The sequence below is a fragment of the Streptomyces changchenzhani genome (assembly GCF_039766235.1).
Lineage (GTDB): Bacteria > Actinomycetota > Actinomycetes > Streptomycetales > Streptomycetaceae > Streptomyces.
Genome location: NZ_JBDHNH010000011.1, coordinates 1 through 23082, shown reverse-complemented (window position 1 = coordinate 23082; position 23082 = coordinate 1). Strand labels below are relative to the sequence as shown.

The 23082-nt window shown below is 69.7% G+C and carries 20 protein-coding genes and 2 pseudogenes; 9 read left to right on the top strand and 13 right to left on the bottom strand.

The annotated features are described in order from the left end of the window. The first annotated feature begins 15 nt into the window (after window positions 1-15). On the top strand, window positions 16-792 hold the full coding sequence (gene pstB / locus ABCR94_RS30235) for a phosphate ABC transporter ATP-binding protein PstB (protein WP_347123660.1): 777 nt from the start codon (window positions 16-18) through the stop codon (window positions 790-792). Between the two features lie 115 nt (window positions 793-907). On the opposite strand, the gene ABCR94_RS30230 is transcribed toward pstB, so the two are convergent. Together ABCR94_RS30230 and ABCR94_RS30225 are read right to left on the bottom strand one after the other, a co-directional pair. Beyond that, window positions 908-1906 (bottom strand): inorganic phosphate transporter, encoded by a 999-nt coding sequence (locus tag ABCR94_RS30230; RefSeq protein ID WP_347123659.1) that lies wholly within the window; start codon window positions 1904-1906, stop codon window positions 908-910. 6 nt (window positions 1907-1912) lie between these two features. Next, window positions 1913-2533 carry a DUF47 domain-containing protein gene (locus tag ABCR94_RS30225; protein ID WP_347123657.1) on the bottom strand — a complete coding sequence of 207 codons (621 nt, stop codon included), beginning with the start codon at window positions 2531-2533 and terminating at the stop codon, window positions 1913-1915. Window positions 2534-2727: 194 nt separating this feature from the next. On the opposite strand from ABCR94_RS30225, the gene ABCR94_RS30220 reads away from it, so the two are divergent. After that, window positions 2728-3153: a metal-sensitive transcriptional regulator gene (locus tag ABCR94_RS30220; RefSeq protein WP_347123655.1), complete on the top strand. Its 426-nt coding sequence runs from the start codon at window positions 2728-2730 to the stop codon at window positions 3151-3153. 36 nt (window positions 3154-3189) lie between these two features. Here the strand turns inward: ABCR94_RS30220 and ABCR94_RS30215 are convergent, their stop codons facing one another. Both ABCR94_RS30215 and ABCR94_RS30210 read right to left on the bottom strand, forming a co-directional pair. After that, the gene (locus ABCR94_RS30215) at window positions 3190-3462 is read right to left on the bottom strand and encodes a hypothetical protein (RefSeq protein ID WP_347124084.1); all 273 of its coding nucleotides are present in this window, start codon (window positions 3460-3462) and stop codon (window positions 3190-3192) included. An 88-nt stretch (window positions 3463-3550) separates the two neighbouring features. After that, on the bottom strand, window positions 3551-4381 hold the full coding sequence (locus ABCR94_RS30210; protein WP_347123654.1) for an SCO4651 family lipoprotein: 831 nt from the start codon (window positions 4379-4381) through the stop codon (window positions 3551-3553). A 713-nt stretch (window positions 4382-5094) separates the two neighbouring features. On the opposite strand from ABCR94_RS30210, the gene ABCR94_RS30205 reads away from it, so the two are divergent. Further along, window positions 5095-6681, top strand: a complete 1587-nt coding sequence (locus tag ABCR94_RS30205; protein WP_347123653.1) for an FAD-binding oxidoreductase — start codon at window positions 5095-5097, stop codon at window positions 6679-6681. Between the two features lie 38 nt (window positions 6682-6719). Here the strand turns inward: ABCR94_RS30205 and ABCR94_RS30200 are convergent, their stop codons facing one another. From ABCR94_RS30200 to ABCR94_RS30165, 8 genes and pseudogenes are all read right to left on the bottom strand, one after another. After that, entirely contained in the window at window positions 6720-7445 is a 726-nt protein-coding gene (locus ABCR94_RS30200; RefSeq protein ID WP_347123651.1) for a phosphatase PAP2 family protein, read from the bottom strand. Between the two features lie 285 nt (window positions 7446-7730). Next, window positions 7731-8756: a C40 family peptidase gene (locus ABCR94_RS30195; protein WP_347123650.1), complete on the bottom strand. Its 1026-nt coding sequence runs from the start codon at window positions 8754-8756 to the stop codon at window positions 7731-7733. 252 nt (window positions 8757-9008) lie between these two features. After that, the gene (locus tag ABCR94_RS30190) at window positions 9009-10196 is read right to left on the bottom strand and encodes a 4-hydroxybenzoate 3-monooxygenase (RefSeq protein WP_347123648.1); all 1188 of its coding nucleotides are present in this window, start codon (window positions 10194-10196) and stop codon (window positions 9009-9011) included. Between the two features lie 95 nt (window positions 10197-10291). Beyond that, window positions 10292-10420, bottom strand: a pseudogene (locus ABCR94_RS30185) (VOC family protein); the annotation flags it as partial. A gap of 14 nt (window positions 10421-10434) precedes the next feature. Continuing rightward, on the bottom strand, window positions 10435-11337 hold the full coding sequence (locus ABCR94_RS30180) for a carbohydrate ABC transporter permease (RefSeq protein ID WP_347123647.1): 903 nt from the start codon (window positions 11335-11337) through the stop codon (window positions 10435-10437). Further along, complete coding sequence (locus ABCR94_RS30175) at window positions 11334-12269, bottom strand: carbohydrate ABC transporter permease (RefSeq protein ID WP_347123645.1); 936 nt, start codon at window positions 12267-12269, stop codon at window positions 11334-11336. Before ABCR94_RS30175 ends, ABCR94_RS30180 begins: the two co-directional genes overlap by 4 nt. Before the next feature lie 70 nt (window positions 12270-12339). After that, window positions 12340-13611, bottom strand: coding sequence for an ABC transporter substrate-binding protein (locus tag ABCR94_RS30170; RefSeq protein WP_347123644.1), 1272 nt, complete (start codon window positions 13609-13611; stop codon window positions 12340-12342). A 152-nt stretch (window positions 13612-13763) separates the two neighbouring features. Beyond that, on the bottom strand, window positions 13764-14681 hold the full coding sequence (locus ABCR94_RS30165; RefSeq protein ID WP_347123643.1) for a GNAT family N-acetyltransferase: 918 nt from the start codon (window positions 14679-14681) through the stop codon (window positions 13764-13766). A 550-nt stretch (window positions 14682-15231) separates the two neighbouring features. On the opposite strand from ABCR94_RS30165, the gene ABCR94_RS30160 reads away from it, so the two are divergent. From ABCR94_RS30160 to ABCR94_RS30135, 6 genes are all read left to right on the top strand, one after another. Next, window positions 15232-15540, top strand: a complete 309-nt coding sequence (locus ABCR94_RS30160; RefSeq protein WP_138899619.1) for a DUF8827 family protein — start codon at window positions 15232-15234, stop codon at window positions 15538-15540. Window positions 15541-15726: 186 nt separating this feature from the next. Then, complete coding sequence (locus tag ABCR94_RS30155) at window positions 15727-16575, top strand: DUF8175 domain-containg protein (RefSeq protein ID WP_347123641.1); 849 nt, start codon at window positions 15727-15729, stop codon at window positions 16573-16575. Next, window positions 16565-17935 (top strand): hypothetical protein, encoded by a 1371-nt coding sequence (locus ABCR94_RS30150; protein ID WP_347123639.1) that lies wholly within the window; start codon window positions 16565-16567, stop codon window positions 17933-17935. Before ABCR94_RS30155 ends, ABCR94_RS30150 begins: the two co-directional genes overlap by 11 nt. Beyond that, on the top strand, window positions 17932-19482 hold the full coding sequence (locus ABCR94_RS30145) for an SCO6880 family protein (RefSeq protein WP_347123637.1): 1551 nt from the start codon (window positions 17932-17934) through the stop codon (window positions 19480-19482). The genes ABCR94_RS30150 and ABCR94_RS30145 overlap by 4 nt, the downstream gene beginning before the upstream one ends. Before the next feature lie 18 nt (window positions 19483-19500). After that, window positions 19501-20910 (top strand): ATP-binding protein, encoded by a 1410-nt coding sequence (locus tag ABCR94_RS30140; protein ID WP_347123636.1) that lies wholly within the window; start codon window positions 19501-19503, stop codon window positions 20908-20910. Window position 20911: 1 nt separating this feature from the next. Continuing rightward, complete coding sequence (locus ABCR94_RS30135; protein WP_347123635.1) at window positions 20912-22678, top strand: type IV secretory system conjugative DNA transfer family protein; 1767 nt, start codon at window positions 20912-20914, stop codon at window positions 22676-22678. 24 nt (window positions 22679-22702) lie between these two features. On the opposite strand, the pseudogene ABCR94_RS30130 reads toward ABCR94_RS30135, so the two are convergent. Further along, a pseudogene (locus tag ABCR94_RS30130) lies at window positions 22703-23082 on the bottom strand (hypothetical protein); the annotation flags it as partial.

The following is a 23082-nucleotide window of genomic DNA, read 5'->3' as shown; positions in this document are numbered from 1 at the left end:
AGCGAAGTGACCACGATGGCAAAGCGAATCGACATCAGCGGCCTCAGCGCCTACTACGGCGCACACAAGGCGATCGACGACATCTCGATGACCGTCGAGCCCCGCTCGGTGACCGCCTTCATCGGCCCCTCGGGCTGCGGCAAGTCCACCTACCTGCGCACCCTCAACCGTATGCACGAGGTCACGCCTGGCGGCCGGGTCGAGGGCAAGGTCCTCCTGGACGACGAGGACCTGTACGGCAAGGACGTCGACCCGGTCGCGGTGCGCCGCACGATCGGCATGGTCTTCCAGCGCCCCAACCCGTTCCCGACGATGTCGATCTTCGACAACGTCGCGGCCGGCCTGCGCCTCAACGGCTCGTACCGGAAGAACGCCCTGGCCGACGTCGTCGAGAAGTCCCTCAAGGGCGCCAACCTCTGGAACGAGGTCAAGGACCGCCTGAACAAGCCCGGCTCCGGCCTCTCCGGCGGCCAGCAGCAGCGTCTGTGCATCGCCCGCGCCATCGCGGTCGAGCCGCAGGTCCTGCTGATGGACGAGCCGTGCTCGGCGCTGGACCCGATCTCGACCCTCGCGATCGAGGACCTGATCGGCGAGCTGAAGGAGCGCTTCACGATCGTCATCGTGACGCACAACATGCAGCAGGCGGCGCGCGTCTCGGACCGTACAGCCTTCTTCAACCTCTCGGCGGTCGGCCAGCCCGGCAAGCTCATCGAGCTGGACGACACTGAGCGGATCTTCTCCAACCCGTCCGTGCAGGCCACCGAGGACTACATCTCGGGCCGCTTCGGCTAGGCCGACCCACCCCGCGCTTGCCCTGCGGTGCTGCATGGCGGTGCCACCGCAAGGCAAAGGGCCCGGCCCCGCTCCGTTCCAGGAGTGGGGCCGGGCCCGTTCGCGTAACTGCCTGCTATCCGAATACGAGCAGCACGAGCCAGTAGCTCAGCGCCGCCACAAGTCCCGCGGCCGGCATGGTGATGAACCAGCCGAGAACGATGTTCTTGGCGACACCCCAGCGCACCGCGCGCGAGCCCTTGGTCGAGCCCACGCCCATGATCGCGGAGGTGATGACATGCGTGGTGGAGATCGGCGCGTGGAACATGAACGAGGCCGTGTACATCACGGACGCGGCCGTGGTCTCGGCGGCGAAGCCCTGCGGCGGGTCCAGCTCGATGATCCGGCGGCCCAGCGTGCGCATGATGCGCCAGCCGCCCGCGTACGTACCGAGCGAAAGCGTCAGCGCACACGCGATCTTGACCCAGACCGGGATCGCGTCGCCCTGACCCTCGACATCGGCGATGACCAGGGCCATCACCACGATGCCCATCGTCTTCTGCGCGTCCTGCAGACCGTGGCCGAGCGCCATCGCGGCGGCCGAGACGGTCTGCGCGATACGGAAGCCGCGCTTGGCCTTGTGCGGGTTGGACCTGCGGAACATCCACAGGATGGCGACCATCACCAGATAGCCGAGGATCAGCCCGACGAACGGCGAGAGGAACATCGGGATGACGACCTTCTGCAGGACGCCGTCCCAGATGACCTCGGTCCCGCCCGCGAGCGCCGCGCCCACCATCCCGCCGAACAAGGCGTGGGAGGACGAGGACGGCAGCCCGTAATACCAGGTCACCAGGTTCCACACGATCGCGCCGACCAGCGCCGCGAACAGAATGCTCATCCCCTTGGAGCCGTGCGGGGTGGCGATCAGGCCTTGACTGACGGTCTTGGCGACGCCGCTGCCGAGGAAGGCACCGGCAAGGTTCATCACGGCGGCCATGGCAAGAGCCGCACGCGGGGTCAGCGCCCGGGTGGAGACGGAAGTCGCGATGGCGTTCGCGGAGTCGTGAAAGCCGTTGGTGTACGTGAATCCGAGCGCGACCCCGATGGTCACGATGAGCGCAAACGTGTCCACCGGGGGTCAGGACTCCTTGACGGCGATGGTCTCGACCGTGTTGGCGACGTGCTCGAAAGCATCGGCCGCCTCTTCCAGCACATCCACGATCTGCTTCAGCTTCAGTACGTCCATGGCCTCGTACTTGCCGTTGAACAACTGCGCGAGCAGCTTGCGGTGGACCTGGTCGGCCTGGTTCTCCAGGCGGTTGACCTCGATCCAGTACTCGGTGAGGTTGGTCATGGTCCGCAGGTGCGGCATGGCCTCGGCGGTCAGCTCGGCCGCCCGGACGAGCACCTCGATCTGCTGCTCCACACCCTTCGGGAGCTCGTCGATCTGGTAGAGCACCACCAGGTCGACGGCCTCTTCCATGTAGTCCATGCAGTCGTCGAGCGACGAGGCGAGGTTGTAGATGTCCTCGCGGTCGAACGGAGTGATGAACGAAGAGTTCAGCTGGTGGAAGATCGCGTGGGTGGCATCGTCCCCCGCGTGCTCCGCTGCCCGCATCCGCTCCGCGATCTCGACCCGGGCGGAGGAATCCGCTCCGAGCAGTTCCATGAGGAGCTTGGAGCCCGTGACGATGTTGTCCGCGGACGCGGAGAACATGTCGTAGAAGCTCGTCTCCCTGGGGGTCAGACGAAAGCGCACGTGGGGTCCTCGGGGTGCATTGGGATCGGTCAGGGTGATGCTAGGCGCATCATCCGGCCACGGCTAACCGGCGTTCTTCAGTGTCGCGCATCAGGCACAGTGATCAGCACAGGGCCCCGAGCCCCACCCGCAAAGTTCGTTACCATATACCCATCAGGGGTATAAACCCCCTTTCAGGACAACGGGAGGACGCGATGACGACCACCGAGGCGGCCGGCGCGACGACTGGCGCGGCGACGCCGAAAGCGCCTTCCGAATCCCCCGAATCGGCCACTTCCATCATATCTGCCGCATCAGCCGCATCAGCCGCGGAAGTGGTCACCGACCACGACCGCGGGGTGCACGGATACCACAAGCAGAAGGACGAGCACCTCAAGCGGCTGCGCCGGATCGAGGGCCAGGTCCGCGGGCTCCAGCGGCTGGTGAACGAGGACGTCTACTGCATCGACATACTCACCCAGGTCTCCGCGAGCACCAAGGCGCTCCAGTCCTTCGCGTTGCAACTGCTTGAGGAGCACCTGCGGCACTGTGTCGCGGACGCCGCGCTCAAGGGCGGCAAGGAGATCGACGAGAAGATCGAAGAAGCGACGAAGGCGATCGCCCGCCTGCTGCGGACCTGATCCCGGGGGGCGCGGAATCCCCGCGCCCCGCCCCGGTCAGCCGCGTCGCGGCCCGGCAGCGGAGCCGGGGACTCCCGCACTCCCTCCGGTCACTCCCACACCCATCGCTCCCGCGCCCACGGCACCTGCTCCCACGGCACCCGCGCCCATGGCTCCTGCGACTTCCAACACCTCGTCGATACGGTCCGGGCTGAGCCGCTCTCCGTCCGCGGCCGACGCCGCGATCATCAACTCGCCACACAGCTCGATCTCGGCGAGGGCGATGTGGTCCTGGACGGCCATGCTGCGCATCGGGCCCACGTGCGTCACCTCTCCTGCCGTCGTCGGCTTCCTAGCGTAGGCACCGCGGCACACCCCGCGCATGGCACGGACGGACCATTTAGGCCGGGGCCAAGGGCTATGACTCAATCTTCCCGGCGAAAATGTCACGCTCCGCAGGCAGTCGCACCAGGATCGGTGTACCGAACGCGTACAGCACCGTCGTAGAGGCCACCGCGACCGCGCGGCCCGAGTTGATGTAGCTGAAGCGGTGGCGGACCTTGAGCAGCCGCCCCTGGTCGTCGAGGTACGCGTCAAAGGGGACGGCGTCCCTGGCGAATCCTTTCGCCGCCGCCGCGAGCGCCCCACGCACCTGCGGCGAAGCGGCCCGCGCGGCCCGCCCGATGTCGGCGACACCCCGGTAGTGCCGCGCGCTCCCGCCGGCCAGTTCCGTCCTTCCCTCGTACGTCACCGTGCTTGCCCCGCGCAGCAGTTCGGCGGCGACCAGCGGGTCGGTCGCCCCGCCGGTGACGAGATTCCCGTCGTCGAGGGTCGCCGCGTCGATCCGTACCCACTTGTCGACGGGGACACCGGCGCCGCGGTTCTTCATGTACAGCGCGCCGGGCGAGAGCAGCTCGGTGATGGGCCGGTGCTCGTCGACACCCGCGGGGTCCTGGGGCAGCTGAACCTTCAGCTGCCCCATCCGCTCGCGGAAGTTGTACGTACCCTCGCCCCGGATGGTGACCCGGGTACCGCCCGCGGCCATCTCCATCGACGTACGGGTCCTGGAGCTCCCGGCCCCGGCGAGCACCTCGGCGGCGCGGTGCACGACATCGACGGGGTCACCGCTCTGCCGGTCCTCGGCGACCGCCCCACCGTCACCGGAGCACCCGGCGGTGCTCGCCAACAGCCCCACCACGGCCGTAACGGCGACTGCTCCGCCCCTGAGCCTGTGCTGCTGCACCACCATGGCCCGCCCCATCCCCCCACGCCGTACCGCACTGAGTCCGCCCCGCCTAACGACCACGGCGGTCCCCCGGTCACGCGCCCCTTCTTTACGCACCCCTCGCACCCGTAGGCCCCGGGGGGCCTACGGGGCTTCGGCGTGCTGCGGCGGCCTCCGACCGCCGACCGTCCGGCCGTCCGGCCGTCCGGCCGCCGCCAGCCACCTGCTGCCCGCGGCCCGTCCGTAGCCGGTAGCCGGTAGCCGGTAGCCGGTAGCCGGTAGCCAATGGCATACGCCGCACGGCAGACAGCGGACAGCGGACAGCGGACAGCGGATGACCGGCCAAGGACCGACTGTCCCGCGACCGGCCCACCCCAGTACGGTGAAGGCGTGCTCCAACAAGCCCCACCGGAAGCCCACCCCCACCAAACCGGCACCACCGATCGTGGTTCCTTCTGCGTCGCGCACTGCACCTGCGGCTGGCGCGGCCCGGCCCGTCGTTCCCGGGATCTGGCCCGCAAGGACGCGCAGTCGCACGCGGCAGCATCCTGACCCCGGCGCGACACCCCCGCACGTGACACACCCACCGCACCCCGGCGCAAAGCCACCGCGCTGCGCCAGGCGTGCGCCCCCGGCGCCACAGCCGGAGCGCCCACCCCCAGGCGGCGGGGTTGAGGAAAAGCCGCCTCCCCGGAACCCGTTGCCCCGCGGTGTCGTCTCGTCCCCCAGGAGGCCACATGGACCGGCGCACACTTCTCACCGCGGCAACCGCCCTCGCGGCGACCGCAGCCACCGCCTGCACAGGCAGCAAGGACGGCAGCAGCCCCAGCCGCACCACCAGCACCCCCGCCACGGCGACCGCAGCCACCGCGACAACCACCCGCCCCAGCCGCGCAGCCGCTGCCGCCGCCAGCTGGACCGCGCTCGCCCGAGGCCTCGACGGCAAACTCGTCCGCCCCGCCGACGCCACGTACAAGACGGCCCGGCAGCTCTACAACACCCGCTTCGACACCCTGAAGCCCGCCGCCGTCGCCTATGTGTCGAACGAGACGGACATCCAGGAGTGCCTCGCCTTCGCCAGGGCTCACCGCACCCCGGTGGCCATCCGTAACGGCGGCCATTCCTACGCGGGCTGGTCCAGCGGCACCGGCCGCCTGGTCATCGACGTATCAAAGCTCGCCCAGGTCAAGGCGGACGGCACGATAGGCGCCGGCGCCAAGCTCATCGACGTCTACCAGGGCCTCGCCCGCCACCGCCGCACCATCCCCGCCGGCTCCTGCCCGACCGTCGGCATCTCCGGGCTCACCCTCGGCGGCGGCCATGGTGTGGTCTCCCGGGCGTACGGGCTGACCTGCGACAGCCTCACCTCCGCGACCCTGATCACCGCCGCGGGCAAGCGCCTCCACTGCACGGCCACCGAGAACGCCGACCTCTTCTGGGCCCTGCGCGGCGCGGGCAACGGCAACTTCGGCGTGGTCACCAGCCTCACCTTTCGCACCCACCCCGCCCCGGCCGCGGTCACGGCATACCTGTCCTGGCCCTGGTCCAAGGCCCAGGCCGTCCTCGCCGCCTGGCAGGAGTGGGGCCCGGCCCAGCCCGACGAGATCTGGTCGTCGGCGCACCTCGCTGCCGGAGCGGGCGGCGGGACGCCCACCGTGACCGTGTCGGCCTTCTCCCTGGGGACGTACGGCGATCTCCAGAACGCCGTGGACCGCCTCGCCGACAAGGTCGGCGCCCCGGCCCGCTCGGTCTCGCTGCGCCGCCGCACCTACCAGGAGGCGATGCTCATCTACGCGGGCTGCTCGGGCCTGAGTGACGCGCAGTGCCACCTTCCCGGCAGCACACCCGGCCGCACCGGCACGGGCGCACTGGGGCGCGAGACGTACGCCGCCCGCTCGGACTTCTTCGACCGCTCGCTCTCGCCCGCCGGGATCCGCGCCCTGCTCTCCCAGACGGAGGCCTTCACCCGCGTCACCGCGGCGCAGGGCGGTGGCGGCGGCAGCATCGCGCTGACGGCGCTCGGCGGGGCGGTCAACCGCGTCGACCCGCTCGCGACGGCTTTTGTGCACCGCCGCTCACGGATGCTGGCCCAGTACATCGGCTCGTGGCGCGCGGGTACGTCCGGCACGGCGCAGCAGGCCTGGCTGAAAAGCGCGCACGGGGCGATGCGCCGCCATGCCTCGGGGGCCGCGTACCAGAACTACACGGACGCGACCCTGCCCGACTGGCGCAAGGCCTACTACGGCGCCGCGGCGGACCGGCTCAGCCAGCTGAAGAAGCGTTACGACCCGGACAGGCTCTTCGACTTCCCGCAGGCGCTGTAGGCGGGCCGGCCCCGCACCCACCCCGCACCCGCACCGCTTCACGCAGCGAGATCGTTGCGCACGTTCTCCTCGGCCCGCGGCCCGGGAACAGCCGCGGAAGCACCGGCTGCGGCAGCCTGCGCGGAAGCTGCCGCAGCCGCCACCGACCCCTTGGACCGTACGAGCCAACCCACCGTCTGCGAGCGGGAGATCGCCGCCACCAGCGGCGTCAGCAGCATCATCGCGAGCGGAGCCAGCAGCAGCACCACCGCCGTCCCGAGGGCGAATCCGCCGATCACGTCGGTCGGGTAGTGCACACCCATGTAGACGCGGCAGAAGCCCTCGGCCACGGCGAAGCCGATCGCGGCGAGCCCGAACTTCCGGTTGGCGACGAAGAGCCCGACCCCGATGGCCATCGCCATCGTCGCGTGGTCGCTGACGAACGAGTAGTCCGTCTTGCCGGCCACCAGGACGTCAAGGCCCTTGTGGTCGAGGAAGGGTCTGGGCCGCTCCACGAACCCGCGGATCGGGATGTTGATCAGCAGTGCGATACCGGCCGCCAGCGGCGCCCAGACGAGCCCGGCCACGGACACGACCGCGTCCTCGCCCTTGCGCACGCTCCACCATGCCCAGAGGCCCACCACGACGAGGCCGAGCATGATTCCGTACTCACCGACGAACTCCATGACCCGGTCGAGCCAGCCCGGTGCGTCGACGGCGAGCCCGTTGATGTCGTAGAGCAGACCGACATCGGGGTTCGCCCTGTCCAGTGCGAGTCCAGCCATCTGCCGCGGCCCCTTGCCTTGATACCTGCTCCGCGGCACACGGGGTGCGTGCCGCTCCTGCGAACCCCCGTTGGTCCGTCACAACCCATGCCGTGGTCAGCGCGTCGGAACAGGCGCACGGTCCGAAGACGTCGTGGCGGCTGTCCCACTCCAAGGAAACGCGCCACTGTGCCCGGCCGTTCCACTCTCCACGGAAAGATCACCATCACGTTATCGAAGAGAGATGCATAGCCCCAGCTCAGGGCCGGGTCTTAGCGGAGAGTTCCAGCCACGTTACGCCTCACTTCACGCTCCGCCCGGCTCGCCCGCCCGCTGCTTCGGCAGCGCTTTCGCGCCATCCTCGGTGACCCGTGTGGCGCCGAAGTAGTCCGGCGTATCGATCTTGTCGAAGCGGATCACGGCACCGGTGTACGGCGCGTTGATCATGTATCCGCCGCCGACGTACAGCCCGACGTGCCGGATCGTCCGCGAGTTGGTGAGGTCGTCCGAGAAGAAGACCAGGTCCCCCGGCAGCAGCTCCTCGCGCGAGGGATGCGGCCCGGCGTTGTACTGGTCGTTGGCGACGCGCGGCAGCTCGATCTCCACGGTCCTGTACGCCGCTTGGGTCAGCCCGGAGCAGTCGAACCGACCGCCCTGCTCAGGCGTCCCGTTCCCGCCCCACAGGTACTTCGTACCGAGCCTCTTCTGCGCGAAGTAGATGGCCCCGGCGGCCTGCCGAGACGGCTGAACCCGGCCGACGGGCTTGGCGAAGCTCTGCTCCAGGGTCGTAATGATCTTCACGTAGTTCTGCGTCTCGCGGTACGGAGGAACGCCCCCGTACTTGATGACGGCGTACGACCCGGCGTTGTACGCGGCGAGCATGTTCTTGGTCGGATCGCCGGGCACCTTCTTGACGTATCCAGCCAATTCACAGTCGTACGTCGCCGCGGACGGGATCGCGTCGGCCGGGTCCCAGATGTCCCGGTCGCCGTCCTTGTCCCCGTCGACGCCATGAGCCGCCCACGTACCGGGGATGAACTGCGCGATGCCACGCGCGTCGGCCGGGCTCTTCGCCGTCGGGTCCCAGCCACTCTCCTGATAGAGCTGCGCGGCGAGCAGCGCCGGATTGATCGCGGGGCAGAGATTGCCCCACTTCTGCACAATCGGCTGGTAGAGCGCGGGCACGGCACCCTTGGCCAGCCCGACCGCCCTGCCGCCACCCGCGCCACTGGCCAGCCCCGCGGCGGCGGAGAAGGTCCCGACGACAAGCAGCGCGACGAAGCTCAGGCAGAGCCCGATCCCTATACCGGAGGCCAACCAGACTTTGCGCACTCCTCAACCCTCCCCCATCGGAGTCGGGTTCACTGCCGTTTTGCCCCGCGCGCCTGCCGCTCACTTCCGTCTGATCGGATCTCTTCCCCCTCTTCGGACTTCTCGGACTACTCCGAGTGCGCCGAGTGCTCCGCGCGGAAGCCGGAACACGCGACGCTGGCGTAGCCGACGTTCCCTGTGCCCCTGCGGTACGAACCCGGCCGCCACGGCCCTCGGCCGCCGGATGCCGTCTGCCGTCGAGCGGTCACCGCCTCAGTGGTCGACGTCCTTGCCGATGTACATCGCCGCGAACGCCGACGCCGCAGCCGGTGACCCGAGTAGCCGCCGCAGCCGGGCACCCGCGGCGCCCGCCCGGAACGGGTCGCCCGACGACGCCCCGTGCAGCAACTCCGACAGCCACTGCGTGAACTCCTCGTACTGCCACACCCGCCGCAGGCACGCCTCCGAGTAGCCGCTGAGGCCGCTGCCATCTCCCTTGGCGCAGTACGCGACCAGCGCGTCGCCGAGCAACAGCGCATCGTGCAGGGCGAGGTTCATGCCCTTCGCGGCGATCGGGGCCGCGAGGTGGGCGGCGTCACCCGCCAAGTACAGGCGCCCGTAAGTCATCGGCGCCACCACGTAGTTGTGCATGTCCAATACGCGCTTCTCGATCAGCCGGCCCTCGACGAGCGGCTGCCCGCCGTCGACCTTCAGGCGTGCGCGGAGTTCGGACCAGACTCGTTCGTGCGGCCAGTTGTCCGGGTCGTCGCCGGGTGGGCACTCCAGGTAGTAGCGGGTGACCTGCGGCGTCCGCGCCATGTGGGCGGCGAAGCCGCGCGGGTGGACGCCGAAGACCACGCAGTCCGAGGACGGCGGCGCTTCCGCGAGGAGTGCCAGCCAGCCGATGCCGAAGTCGTGCCGGGCGACGGTGGTGCGCTCGGGCGGCAGACAGCCGCGCGTGACACCGCGCGCGCCGTCGCAGCCCGCGACCACATCGCAGTCGATACGTCGACGCTCCCCCGTCGCCGGGTCCGTATAGGAGACGGCAGGGTTCTCGGTGTCGATGCCGTGCAGTTGTACGTCGCGTACGCCGAAGCGGATGTCCCCGGCCGACTCGTCGGCGTACGCACGCACCAGGTCGGTCACCAACAGCGGCTGCGGGTACACGAAGTGGCGGTGGCCGGACAGCTCGGCGTACGGGAACCTGTGGCGCTCACCCTCGAAGCGGAACTCACACTCGGTGTGGGTCGGCGCATGCGCCAGCAGCCGGTCCGCGAGACCACGCTCGGCGAGGGCGCGTACGGCCCACTCCTCGATGAAGCCGGCGCGGGGCCGCTGTTCGATGGACTCCCTGCTCTCCGTCTCCAGCACCACGCAGTCGACGGAGGCGGCGCGCAGGATGTTGGCGACGGTAAGACCTGCGGGTCCTGCGCCGATGACGACTACACGGGTGCGTTGCATCGGTGCTGAGAAGGCGGGCGAGGGGGCACTGGGCATTCGAACAGTATGGCGGTGGCCCCGCACGGCCGGTCAACTCACGGGAGCCGGGACGGGACTCAGCCGACGAGCGTCGCCTTCGGGCGTACGACGCAGAACTCGTTCCCCTCCGGATCCGCCAGCACCGTCCACGACTCCTCGCCCCTCTGCCCGACATCCACCCGCCGCGTCGTCAGGGAATACAGCCGCCGACTCACTTGAGTCACTTGAGCCCACTGAGCATCACCCCCCGGATGTAGTACTTCTGCAGCAGCACGAAGAAGCACAGCACCGGCGCCGTGCTCAGCACCAGCCCCGCCATCATGATCGGCACCATCCGGTCCGGGTCCAGGAAGCTCTGCAGCGTCTGGATGCCGACCGGCAGGGTCATCAGGCGCGGGTTGGCCGTGGAGACCAGCAGGGCCCAGATGTACTCGTTCCACGCGTTCACGAACGTGAGCAGCGCGAGCGTGATCGCGACCGGCTTCGTCTGCGGGACCACGATCCGCCACCACAGCGTGAACTCCCCCGCCCCGTCAATCCTCGCCGCCTCCAGCATCTCGTCCGGGATCGAGACGATGAACTGCCGCATCAGGAAGATCCCAAAGCCCGACACCAGGAACGGCATGACCAGCGCAGCAAGGCTGACGGTGAGGCCCGCCCCGCCGTTGCCCAGCAGGTTGTTGCCCCCCGCCAGGGGCCAGTGGACCATCATCAGGAAGTGCGGGATGAAGAAGAGGAACGACGGGAACATCATCGTCGCGAGCACCAGCCTGAAGATGACCTCACGGCCCCGGAAGCGCAGTTTGGCCAGCGCGTAGCCCGCGAGCGAAGAGGTCAGCAGGGTCGAGCCGGTGATGACGGCGGTGGCGACCACGCTGTTGCGGAACAGCAGGGGCAGGTCGAGCTGCTCGAACGCGGCGCGGTAGTTGGACAGATCGAAGGCCTCGGGCAGAAAGCGGTACGGGAGCCTGCCGTACTCGCCGGAGCCCTTGAACGACGACATCAGCAGATCCAGAAACGGCACCACCATCACGACCGCGCCGGTCCCCACGACGACGTACGACAGCCACGGAATGCGCCTGTGCACCGAGCCGCCCGCCACCCTCTTCCCGGTCCGCGTCATGCCTCCGACCCCTTCCGCCGGAAGAACCACAGCTGTAGCAGCGTGATCGCCAGGATGACCGCGAACAGCGTGAACGCGGCAGCGCTGGCGATGCCCCAGTCGCCGTACTTGAACGCCTGTTGGTACATCTCCAGAGCCGCCACATTCGTCGCGTCACCCGGCCCGCCGTCCCCCGTCATCACGATGATCAATGCGAACGACTGCAGTCCGGTGATGAACTGGGTGATGCTCACGAAGAGCAGCGACGGCCGCAGCAGCGGCACGGTGATCCGCCAGAAGACCGTGAGCGGCCGCGCGCCGTCCAGCGCCGCCGCCTCGTAGTACGACTCGGGAATCGCCTTGAGCCCCGCCGTGAGGATGAGGATCGCCGCGCCCAGGGATGCCCACGCCTGTACGACGACCACCGAGGGGAGCGCGGTGCGGGGGTTCTGGAGCAGCGCCACCGACCCGACTCCGAGAGCGTTGAGCACCCCGTTGAGCAGGCCGCCGGGCTGGTAGATGTACTTCCATACGTTGCCGATCGCCACCACCGTCGTGACGATCGGCAGGAAGTAGAGCGTGCGCCACAGTCCTTGGAAGCGGAGGTTGTTGATGCAGTTGGCGACGACCAGCGCGCCCGCCGTCGCGATGACGACAGTGCCCAGCGCGTAGAGCAGTGTGTTGGTGAGGACGGGCGTCAGGAACGTCGACCCCCGCGCGAACAGATCGGCGAAATTGTCCAGGCCCACGGGCTCGATGTCGGCCAGGTCGAAGCCCGCCCAGCGCGACTGTGCGAGGAGCAGCGCGAACAGCAGCGGCAGTACGAGAAAGGCCGCAAAGAAGAGCAGCGCCGGTGTCAGGAAGAGGTAGGCGACGGTGGTCTGGCGCCTACGGGTCCGGGCCGCCGGGCCACCGGCCACGGCTGAAGGGCGCCTCGTTTCGGATGTGGCCACTGGGCACCCCCTTTCTGGGGTGGTCGGACGGAGGACGCGGATGCGCAGCCACGAGGAGGCACAGGGGCGGTCAGCCGCGGGACAGCTCCTGGTCGATCTGCCGACAGGCGGTACGCAGCGCCTTGTCCACCGGCTGCTGTCCGCTCCACACCTCCTCGATGTTCTTGCGCAGCAGCGTCTTCGCCTTCTGCGCGTGCGGCCCGTTCGGCTCAGGGGTCGCGTACCGCAGGGCGTCCAGGAACGGGCCGAGGTTCGCGTCCCGGGTCGTGTCGAGGAGGGCGCGCATGTCCTGGCTGCGGCCGGTCATCGACCCGACGGAGACCTGAAGGGCGCTCATCCGGGTCACGGTGATGGGCGCGGTCCCGGGCGCGGTCCGGGGCGCGGTGCCCGGCTGCTCCCGCTGCTCCCGCCGCTCCGCCCCGCCCGCTCCCCCGGATCGCCGTGCGGACACCTCGTCCGCGTTGAGCCAGCGCAGGAAGTCCCAGGCCGCCTCCTGGTGGCGGCTCTTCGCGTTCACCCCGAGCAGGAACCCGGTGGTGATCGTGCCCCGGTCCCCCGCGCCCGGCCCTGGCACGGGCACCACCGTCACATCCCGGTAGTCGCGCCCCATCGTGTTTTTCAGGCTGCCAGTCCACCAGCCGGCGCTGATCGCCATCGCGACCTGACCGGACGGGAACGCCTTATAGAGGTCGGTGCCGGGACTGCTCGCGCCCCGGTCGATCAGCCGTCGCTCCAGTTCGATCACCGCCCGCCCCTTCGGGGAGCCGATGGCGGCCCGGGTGCCGTCCTCGGTGAGGTACGAACCGCCGCTCGCCGCGAGCAGCGCCAGCGTCTGCCCCACGACGGTGGAGTCCTCGGCGCGGGACAGACCGAAGCCCTGCACCAGCGTGTTGCCGTGCGCGTCGCGCCGGGTGCTCGCGTACGCCGCCTCCTCAAGCTCCCGCCAGGTACGTGGAGGCCGCTCGACGCCGGCCTCCCGCAGCAGGCGCGTGTTGCAGTACAGCGCGTACGTCTGGACCTCGGTCGGGTAGCCGTACAGCCTGCCGCCCACCGAGGCGGCGGTGACGGCGGCCTCGGTGAACCCACGACGTACCCGCCGGGCCGCCTCGTCCGGCACCGGTGCCAGCACCCCGGCCCGGACCAGCTGCCCGGCCCACAAGGTGTAGGGGTGGATGATGTCGGCGCCCTGCCCGGCGGCCTGCCTGACCATCGCGGTGGTCAGGAGGTCCGCGTAACGGACCGCTGTGGAGCGCACCTGGACGCGGTCGTGGCCGGCGTTCCACTCGTCGATGGCGCTCTGGAGGGCGGATTTCAGGGGCTCGCTCCCGTAGTGCGACAGCACCGTCAGGACGATGGGATCGCCGGGGCGCCCGGCCCCACCGCCCCCCGGAGCCCCGCACCCCGCCGCTCCCACCCCGACAAGCCCACCGAGCCCACCGATCCCGACAAGCCCCCCGAGCCCGCCGAGCCCACCCGTCAGCAACCGCCGCCGCTTCACGCGTCCTCCCGGCGCAGCACCCGGAACGTCCGGGTCGTGGCGAACCCGGCCCCGCGGTACAGCCGCCCCGCCGGGCTGTCCTCGCCCGTCCACAGGAACCACGCGCCGTGCAGCCCCAGCGCCCGCATCCGACCCAGCGTCAGATGCAGAAGCACCTGCCCAAGACCGGTGCCGCGCTGCCCCGCATGCACACCGAAGGGCCCGAACCTCTCGTCGATCCCGTCGTACGCACCGTGCATGGCCCAGCCCACCAGGTCCCCCTCGGGAGCGCGCACGGCAACGATCCGCTCGACGGGCATGCCGGCGGCCAGACTGCGGCGCACGGCCCCCGCCCAGTCCGCGCCGAACTCCTCCGCAGCCAGCCGCAACAGGTCCACCAGGTCGTCGTCGGACGGTGTCCCGAAGCGATAGCCGAGCCCGACGAGCTCCACGGACCGCCGCAGCACCGCATCGGGCATCCGATAACCGACCAGCGTCCGATCCATCGCGGCCACCTCGTGAAGCGTGCGGAACCCCAGACTGCCGAGCAGCCCCGCGGCCTCCGGGTACGTCTCCTCGTCGAGGCCGGGCAGCAAGTAGTGCGGCGTGTACGAGGAGAAATCCACCCGGGTACGCCCCAGCTCCCGCAGCCGATCGAGCACATCGGTGACCAGCCGCCGCCCCAGCCCGGCCCGCCGGGCCTCGGGCACGACGAAGAAGAAGGGGATCCAGCCCTGCGCGGGTTCGAGATCGACGCCGACCATCGGCACGCGGCGGCGTACACCGTAGGCGGCGCCGACGATCTCGTCACCGCGCACGGCGACCCGTAGGCCGTCGGGATCGAAGTTGGCGTCGAGCAGCACCTTGTCGCGGAACCAGCGGTGCGTGATCGGATCGTGCGGGACACCACGCCCCCACGCCTCCACCAGCGCCACCCCGTCCCCCGTCCGAAACCCCCGCACCTCAACGCCGGCCCCCGAATCCACCTACCCGCCTCTCATCGCCGTACCGCCGCCCGATTTCTCATCCGGGACGGACCCACCCACCGCGCGCACACCGCACAATCAGCAATTTACGGGCACCCACTGACAAACCCGAGGCTGAGACGCAGCCAGGGCGCGTGTCCTGACGCCACAACAGCCGACCGAGGGCACCGCCCCGGTCGCTTACGGCGAGCCGGGATCGCGCGCATTCACCCCGGCACGGAGGCCGCCGCGCGGAGCTCGCTCCGGGGGTTTGGGTAAAGGTGCATAACGCCAATCATTGCCCGGAGTCACCCCTCGTGATACACAGAGTGACCATACGGGTTTCCGCATAAACCGGTCGGCACCGCAGGTCAGCGCGGTACGACCGGCGATACGTGCAGAGGTCGGGCAAAGAGAGCCGCCAAGTCGACATACCAGGCCGGTTTCATCAGCGAAGATAGAGCTTGACCCGTGCCGTGCGGCAGGGGCATCGAACTACCCGACAGGGGCGGTGACTTACATGAACCTGGCAGCCGAAAAGGGCGACATCACGACCATCATTGGCGGAATCGCCCCCAACTGGGGCCCGTTCGGGACCCTGGGCAACGAAGCCCGCATCATGATCGAGGTCGTGATGGCCGTCGCCATCCTTCTGTGCCTCGGCATCGCGATCTGGGGAGCGGCAAAGCAGCGGATCGGCGCAACGGCGCTGAGGGACACGTTCAGCGCGGAGCAGGGCAAGGGCCTGATCGTCGCTGGCCTCACCGGCGTCTTCATCATCGGCTCACTCGGCACGCTCTTCACCATCGTGTACGGGATGGCTGTTTAGCCCACCTCCAGTCTTTTCCGGGCACGCCCGGACACCTCCCCGCCCCCCATCCCACCTGCCCGTCGTGCCCACCGGCTGAGGTTGCGTCTCCCTGATGTCGAGTCACCACACCGCGCCCGCGCGGGAACCAGCACGGCTACCGTCGTACTACGCGGATATGCAATCGGTTGAGGGGGCGTACGCGGCATGAGTCTCGGTGACGAGCACGGCTACGGCAGCGACACGGGTCGTTCGGACCGTGTCGGCGGCTCCGGCCAAACGCGCACACGCCTCCCCGAGGGCGGTGGCAGCGATGTGTACGGGGGTGCGCGGCGACCCGTACGGACCTCACGGTCCCTCATCACGGTGATGGGCGTGGTGATCCTGCTCATCGCGGCTATCGCGTTCGCGAACCGAGGCGGCGGCGAAGGCAGCCCCGACCCGGAGGCCAAGCAGGGCGGCGGCGCGGATCCGACGGCGGCGACGGGCATCCGGCCGGTGGAGGGCAAGAACGGCGCGATTGCGACCGGGTTCGCGCAGAGCGAGCAGGGGGCGCAGAGCGCGGCGTCCAACTACGCGGTGGCCCTCGGATCCGACGGCATGTTCAAGAAGGACTCCCGCCACAAGATTGTCGACGTCATCTATACGACGGAGTCGGCGGCCAAGCTGAGAGGCCCTCAGGATCAGGCCTACTCGGCCGAGTTCCTGAAGAAGCTCGGCCTGGACGCGAACGGCGCCCCGCCTCAGGGCAGCATCTTTGTCTCACGCACCGTCCCGGTGGGCACGAAGGTGGAGAGCTACAGCGAGGGCAGCGCCAAGGTATCGGTCTGGTACACAGGGCTGATCGGCATGTCCGGGCAGGGGTCGACCGATCCGGTGAGCACGACGTGGAAGACCTGGACCTTCACCATGAAGTGGGCCGACAACGACTGGAAGGTCGTCGACGACTCCCAGAAGGACGGTCCTGCTCCCGTTCCCGGGGATGTCGCGGCCTCCAGCTCCGACGAAATCAGCAAGGCAGTCGAGGAGTACGGAGGGTTCACTTATGCCCGGTAACCCACGCCGTGCGCTGAGGCTCACCGCCGCCATCGCGACTGTGCAGACCGCTGCCATTCTCTTTGCGGCCCGTGCGGCCGCCGCACCGACCCCGACCCCGGCCCCGGCCAAGAGCGACAATCCCTGCGACCTGCTGATCGGCCCTGCCAAGGAATACTGCGAGGACGGCGACGGCGACGGCGGCGGCTCCGCCCGCAACGCCCCCACCGACCCCGCCGAATCTCTGGACCCCCTCTCCTCGCTCGCCAGCGGCTGCGCAGACGCCGCCGCGTGGATCGTCGGGAAGCTGTCCGAGGCCGTGAAGTCGACCGCCAACGTCGACTTCACCAACCCCAAGTTCCTCCAGCAGTACGCCGTCGTATTCGCCGCGTCCAGCGTCCTCACGATCGTCCTGTGGCTGCTGGCCGTCGCCAAGCGCGCCATCCGTGGCGTGCCGCTCGCCACGGCCATGTCCGAAGCCATCGGGTTCCTCTGGCTCACCGTGCTTGCGTCCGCCTTCACGCCGCTCATCCTCTACACCGTCGTATCGGCCACCGACGGCATCACCGAGGTCATCGCCGCAGGCACCGGCGGGCAGACCGATGTGTTCTTCGGGTCGTTCGCCGAAGCGCTCAAAAAGGGTGAGGACATCGGGGGCGGGCCGATCATGCTGATCGTCATCTCCCTCGTCACCGTCCTCGCCGCCGGTGTGCTGTGGCTGGAGCTCGTCATCAGGGCCGCCCTGCTGTACGTCGGCGCGCTGCTCGGCACCGTCGTGTACGCGGGGCTCGTCGACAAGAACATGTGGGGGCACGTACGCCGCTGGGCAGGCATCATGATCGCAGTGATCATGATCAAGCCGGTCATCGTGGTCGTGCTCGGTCTGGCCGGCGCCCTGTCCACCGACGAGGGGCCGAACGCGTTCTCCGCGGTCGTCTCCGGCCTTGCCATCATCCTGCTCGCGATCTTCGCCTCCGCCATGATCTACCGCTTCGTCCCCGGCTTCGGCGACGAGATCGCGTCCGCCCGCACCACCCGCAACAAGGCGACCGACGGCTCCCAGGCGGCCGCCGTCATGAGCTCCCCCGCCGCCCTCGTCTCGCAGGGCATCAAGGCCCACAGCAGCCGAGGCGGAGGTGGCGGCGGCGGCCAGAACAGCTCGCCGCCCCGCCAGCCCAACCCCGCCACCGGCGGCGTCGCAGCCCACAGCTCCCGCCCCTCAGGAGGCGGCGGCGGAAGCGGCGGCAGCAGCTCCGGAGGAGGTGGCGGAGCCGTCCCCTCCGCCGCACCATCGGCCCGTAGCAACAGCACCCACAGCCACCGCGCCACCGGCGGCAACAGGGGTTCCGGCACCAACAGCACTGGAGGTGAAGGGCGTTGACGACCCAGTCCCAGCCGATCGCGCCCCGCCGTACGTATCTCATCGGCCGCGCCCGGCCGAACGCGATCGTCGGCAAGAACCGCGAGACCGGCGAGATCGCGGTGATCATCGTCGGTGCGTTCCTCGGAATGATGAGCGGCCTGCTCGTCCCCGTCCTCTCCCTGCGAATCGTCCTGCTGATGGGCTGCCCGCTCATCGCGCTGATGGCGGTGTACGTCCCCTACAAGCACCGCACATTCTACAAATGGTTTGAAATCAACCGCAGTTACAAGCGCACCCTGCGCAGCAACACGGCATACCGCTCCACCGCCATGGAGGCGGGCGTGGCCGGCGACGGCCGCGAGGTCGAGGTCGGCCCGCCGCCCGGCATCGGGCGGATCAACTGGCTCGCCGCGCCCTTCGGCCCGGACGAGATCGCCGTCCTGCTGCACGCCGACCGGCGCACCGTCACCGCCGCCATCGAGATCGAGGGCCCCGGCGTCGGCCTGCGCGACAGCGAGGACCAGGAGGCGCTGGTCGACCGGTTCGGCACGCTGCTCAAGCATGTCGCCAACGGTGACGGCTATGTGACGCGCCTTCAGATGCTCGCCCGTACGCTGCCCGCCGACCCCGACGCACACGCCAAGGACGTCTCCCAGCGCGGCGACACCAAGGCACCGGGATGGCTCCAGGAGTCGTACGAGCAGCTCCAGTCGATGGTGTCGACCTCCAGCGAGCAGCACCGCGCGTACCTCGTCGCCTGCATGCACTACTCGCGTGAACTGGCCGCCGAGGCCCAGACCATGGCCCGCGCCGCCCGCCCGCACGGCGGTCGCAAGCTCGACCGCGACGCCGGTCTTGCCGTCGTCATGGCGCGTGAGCTCACCGACATCTGCGCGCGCCTCGCGGAGGCCGACATCCGGGTGCGCCAGCCGCTGGGGCAGGGGCGCCTGGCGTCCCTCGTGCACTCGATGTACGACCCGGATCACCCGATAGACCACATTCAGGCGATGACGAAGCGCAATGCGTGGCCGGCCGAGCTGGATGCGATGGAAGCAACGTATCTGCAGGCCAAGACACGTGAGTCGTCGACGCGTGCGCCCTGGTGCCACGCCACCGCCTGGGTGAAGGAGTGGCCGATGACGCCCGTCGGCGTCAACTTCCTGGCCCCTCTGCTCGTCCACACCCCCGATGTGATCCGCACGGTCGCGGTCACCATGGATCTCGAACCCACCGAGGTCGCCATCGAGCGGATGCTGACGGAGAAGACCAACGACGACGCGGACGCGAGCCGCGCCATGAAAATGAACCGGACCGTCGACCCGCGCGACATCGCGGCACACGGCCGACTCGACCAGCGGGGTGAAGATCTGGCCAGCGGTGCTGCGGGGGTGAACCTGGTCGGGTACATCACTGTGTCGTCGCGTTCGCCCGAGGCGCTGGCCCGCGACAAGCGGACCATCAGAGCCTCGGCCGGAAAGTCGTATCTCAAGCTGGAGTGGTGCGACCGCGAGCACCACCGGGCCTTCGTCAACACCTTGCCGTTCGCCACCGGTATCCGCCGCTAGCCGAGAGGGCAACCCCGCATGCGAGATCCCCTGGCCGCCGCCACGGATGCCTTCACCAGCTTCCTGTTCGGGAAGGTCGAGACGACCAGACTCCCCGTCCGTACGTCGACGGGGCAGGCCCAGGCCGTCTATCTGCCGACCGCGGCTCCCGGTCTCGGCGACTCGGGCGTGATCATCGGCCGTGAGGTGTACAGCGGAAAGGGGTACATCTACGACCCCTTCCAGCTGTACGGACAGCAGCTCCCCGCGCCGCACTGGCTGGTCCTCGGCGAGTCCGGAAACGGCAAATCGGCGCTGGAAAAGACGTACGTACTACGCCAGTTGCGCTTCCGGGACCGCCAGGTGGTGGTCCTCGACGCGCAGGGCGAGGACGGCGTCGGCGAGTGGAACCTCATCGCCCAGGAGCTGGGCATAACCCCCATCCGGCTCGACCCGATGGCGGCGCTCGACGGCGGCATCAAACTCAACCCGCTGGACCCGGCGATCACGACGACGGGCCAACTGGCCCTGCTCCGTACGATCATCGAGGTCGCGATGGGGCACGGGCTCGACGAACGATCCGGCTTCGCGCTCAAGGTCGCGCACGCGTATGTGCACGAGACGGTGGTCACGCGGCAGCCCGTCCTCACCGACATCGTCGAGCAACTCCGCCGCCCGAAACCGGAGTCGGCGCTCGCGATGAACGTCGATCTCGACGACGTACGGGCCTGGGGCCTGGACGTCGCCCTGGTGATCGACCGACTCGTCGACGGTGACCTGCGGGGCATGTTCGACGGGCCGACGACCATCGGCATCGATCTCGACGCGCCGCTGATCGTCTTCGACCTGTCGCACATCGACCGCAACTCCATCGCGATGCCGATCCTGATGGCGATCGTGGGCGTCTGGCTCGAACACACCTGGATCAGGCCCGACCGCAAGAAGCGCATCTTCCTGGTGGAGGAGGCGTGGCACATCATCAACTCGCCTTTCGTGGCGCAGCTGTTCCAGCGGCTCCTGAAGTTCGGGCGTCGGCTCGGCCTGTCCTTCGTGGCGGTGGTCCACCACCTGTCCGACGTGGTGGACGGCGCTGCGGCGCGGGAAGCCGCGGCGATCCTGAAAATGGCATCGACCCGGACGATCTACGCCCAGAAAGCGGACGAGGCACGGGCGACGGGGCTGGTGCTCGGGCTGCCCCGGTGGGCGGTCGAGATCATCCCGACGCTGACGCCGGGCATCGCGGTATGGGACGTCAACGGCAACGTCCAGGTCGTCAAACACCTGATCACCGAAGCGGAACGGCCACTGGTCTTCACCGACCGCGCGATGACGGAGTCGTCGGCGCAGATGATGTCCGACGACATGCACGCGGCGGAGCTGGAGGCGGAGGAGAGGGCCACGTTCATAGAGCAGCAGATGAACGAGTCCTCCGAATCGACGGTCGCCTGAGATGGGGCGCGGAGACGGACCGGCGACGGGCCATCGACAGGGCGGCCACGGTCCGTCGGAGCGCGGCATCCCCGACGGGCTGCTGGTCGGCCTGCTGGCGTTCCTGTTCGGCCTGACGATCCTGGCGTGGCTGGCGACGGGCCTGGCGGGCCTGTTCGCCCACGGCGCATGGCCGGACGGCGTCACCTTCACCCGTACGCCGCTGGCCCTGCGCCACCTGCTCGGCGGCCCCCAAAACCTCCCGGCGGCCTGGCCGGACACCCCGGCGGACCAACTCTCGGGACACGGCCTGTTCTGGGGCCTGTTGATCGGCGAACTGATGGTCCTGATCGTCCTGACGATCTTCGCCCTGGGCACGCTGGCGCGCTGGAGAGCGGTACGCGGAGCAGCCGGGCGGGGGAAGACGGCGGCCGGTGCGGGTGGCGGTACAGGTTACGAAGTCGGCGGTGCGCCGCATACGGACGCGGGCGGCGGAGCCGGCCACGGCTACGCGGCCGGTGGCCTGCCCTCAGCGAGACCGGCCCCGAGTGCGGGTGCGGGCCCAGGCGCCGGCCCCGGTGGATCGCACACCCCGGGCGCGTATTTCCCGACGAGTGCCGGTACGGCCCCGGGCCCCGAAGCAGGGTCCGGAGTCGGCACCCCCCAAGCGCCCGGCACAGGGCCCCACTTCCCCCCGAATACGGACGCGGGCCTCCCCGGCGGGGACGCGGGCCACCCGGGTGCAGCCGCGGCCCCGCCCGGCACTGCCCCCACCTTTCCCACGGGCCCCTACGCATCCCCGCACCCCTCCCTCTACCCGGGCGCGACCGGTGCGTGGGGCAACTCCGCCGTGCCCGCTCCCCGTACCCCCCGCGTCCTCTACGGCGGCCCCGAGACCCGGCGGCCCACCACCGTCCAGGCCGTGCTCGACGCCGAAGGGCCCGTCCTCGTCGTCACCTCCGACCCCAGCGTGTGGGCCGAGACGAAGGACGCCCGCGCCAAGCTCGGGCCCGTCCTCGTGTACGACCCCGGGCACCTCTGTGACACCCCGGCCCGCCTGCACTGGTCACCCACCGCCGGCTGCGAGAAGGCCGATGTCGCAGCGGCCCGCGCCGTCGCGCTGCTCGCGCCCGTACGCCCGCAGGCACGCCTCGACGCAGCGATGGCCGACACCGCGGAGACGCTCCTGAGCAGCTGGCTGCACGCCGCCGCGGTGGACGGACGCCCCTTCCGGCAGGTGCACCGCTGGGCACAGGGACACGGCGCGCACGAGGCGGTACGTATCCTCCGTACCCACACCAAGGCATCCAGCGGCGCCGCGGGCCTGCTCGAATCCGCGCTGACCGCGCATCCCGAACGCCGGGAGATCGCGCAGGAGTTGACGGCCCGCGCCCTGGCCGCGCTCTCCTCCATCCACATCCGCGAGGCCTGCACACCGAATCGAACCGATTCGCTCACCCTGGAATCATTCGCTGATGAAGGGGGCACCCTTTATGTGGTGGGTGAAGCAATCGAGGACCCCCGGTCGCGCCCCGGGGCGATGCCTCTGCTCACCGCACTCGCAGCAGACGTGGTCGAGCACGGCCGCCGCATGGCCGCACGGTCATCCGACGGTCGGCTCGACCCACCAATGACGCTCGTCCTCGACGACGTCGCGGCGGTGGCGCCCCTTCCCCTGCTCCCTGAGCTGCTGTCGACCGGTCGGGACCTGGGCCTGCCCATCCTGGTCCTGCTCCGCTCGCCGGAGCAGGGCAGGGCCCGGTGGCCGGACCACACCCTCACCGACTGACCCAGCGGCGCACGCGCCCGGCCCTCACCGCCCCGCGCCCGCCGCGGCCTGACTGGCCCGACCGTCGAGCGAAGACACCGCCACGGGACTTACGGGAGTTGTCGGAGGAGCCGCTGCCGACGATGCAGGGGCGGCCGTCGGCCTGCTCGGACCGCTGTCCCCCAACGGCTCGTTGAGCTTCTCGATGGCGTGCCGGGCCTGCTCCGAGGGCGACCGACCGGAGATCGCGGACACCGACGAACCCGACACCCCCGCGGTCACCGACGGCCCGCCGGCGGCCGAGGCCTGCTCCGACGCGGATCGCGCGGGGACCGACGCCCGGGTACGCAGCCGTCGGCCGGCCGCCTCGTCGAGAGTCACGGGCCGCTGATCCTGTGCCGCCAACCGGGATGCCTCCTGCCCGA

Bases quoted from the DNA above. Each gene is read 5' to 3' on its own strand.
- pstB (WP_347123660.1), top strand. From the start codon at position 16: ATGGCAAAGCGAATCGACATCAGCGGCCTCAGCGCCTACTACGGCGCA.
- ABCR94_RS30220 (WP_347123655.1), top strand. From the start codon at position 2,728: ATGACGACCACCGAGGCGGCCGGCGCGACGACTGGCGCGGCGACGCCG.
- ABCR94_RS30210 (WP_347123654.1), bottom strand. From the start codon at position 4,381: ATGGTGGTGCAGCAGCACAGGCTCAGGGGCGGAGCAGTCGCCGTTACG.
- ABCR94_RS30205 (WP_347123653.1), top strand. From the start codon at position 5,095: ATGGACCGGCGCACACTTCTCACCGCGGCAACCGCCCTCGCGGCGACC.
- ABCR94_RS30200 (WP_347123651.1), bottom strand. From the start codon at position 7,445: ATGGCTGGACTCGCACTGGACAGGGCGAACCCCGATGTCGGTCTGCTC.
- ABCR94_RS30190 (WP_347123648.1), bottom strand. From the start codon at position 10,196: ATGCAACGCACCCGTGTAGTCGTCATCGGCGCAGGACCCGCAGGTCTT.
- ABCR94_RS30180 (WP_347123647.1), bottom strand. From the start codon at position 11,337: ATGACGCGGACCGGGAAGAGGGTGGCGGGCGGCTCGGTGCACAGGCGC.
- ABCR94_RS30160 (WP_138899619.1), top strand. From the start codon at position 15,232: ATGAACCTGGCAGCCGAAAAGGGCGACATCACGACCATCATTGGCGGA.
- ABCR94_RS30155 (WP_347123641.1), top strand. From the start codon at position 15,727: ATGAGTCTCGGTGACGAGCACGGCTACGGCAGCGACACGGGTCGTTCG.
- ABCR94_RS30150 (WP_347123639.1), top strand. From the start codon at position 16,565: ATGCCCGGTAACCCACGCCGTGCGCTGAGGCTCACCGCCGCCATCGCG.
- ABCR94_RS30140 (WP_347123636.1), top strand. From the start codon at position 19,501: ATGCGAGATCCCCTGGCCGCCGCCACGGATGCCTTCACCAGCTTCCTG.
- ABCR94_RS30135 (WP_347123635.1), top strand. From the start codon at position 20,912: ATGGGGCGCGGAGACGGACCGGCGACGGGCCATCGACAGGGCGGCCAC.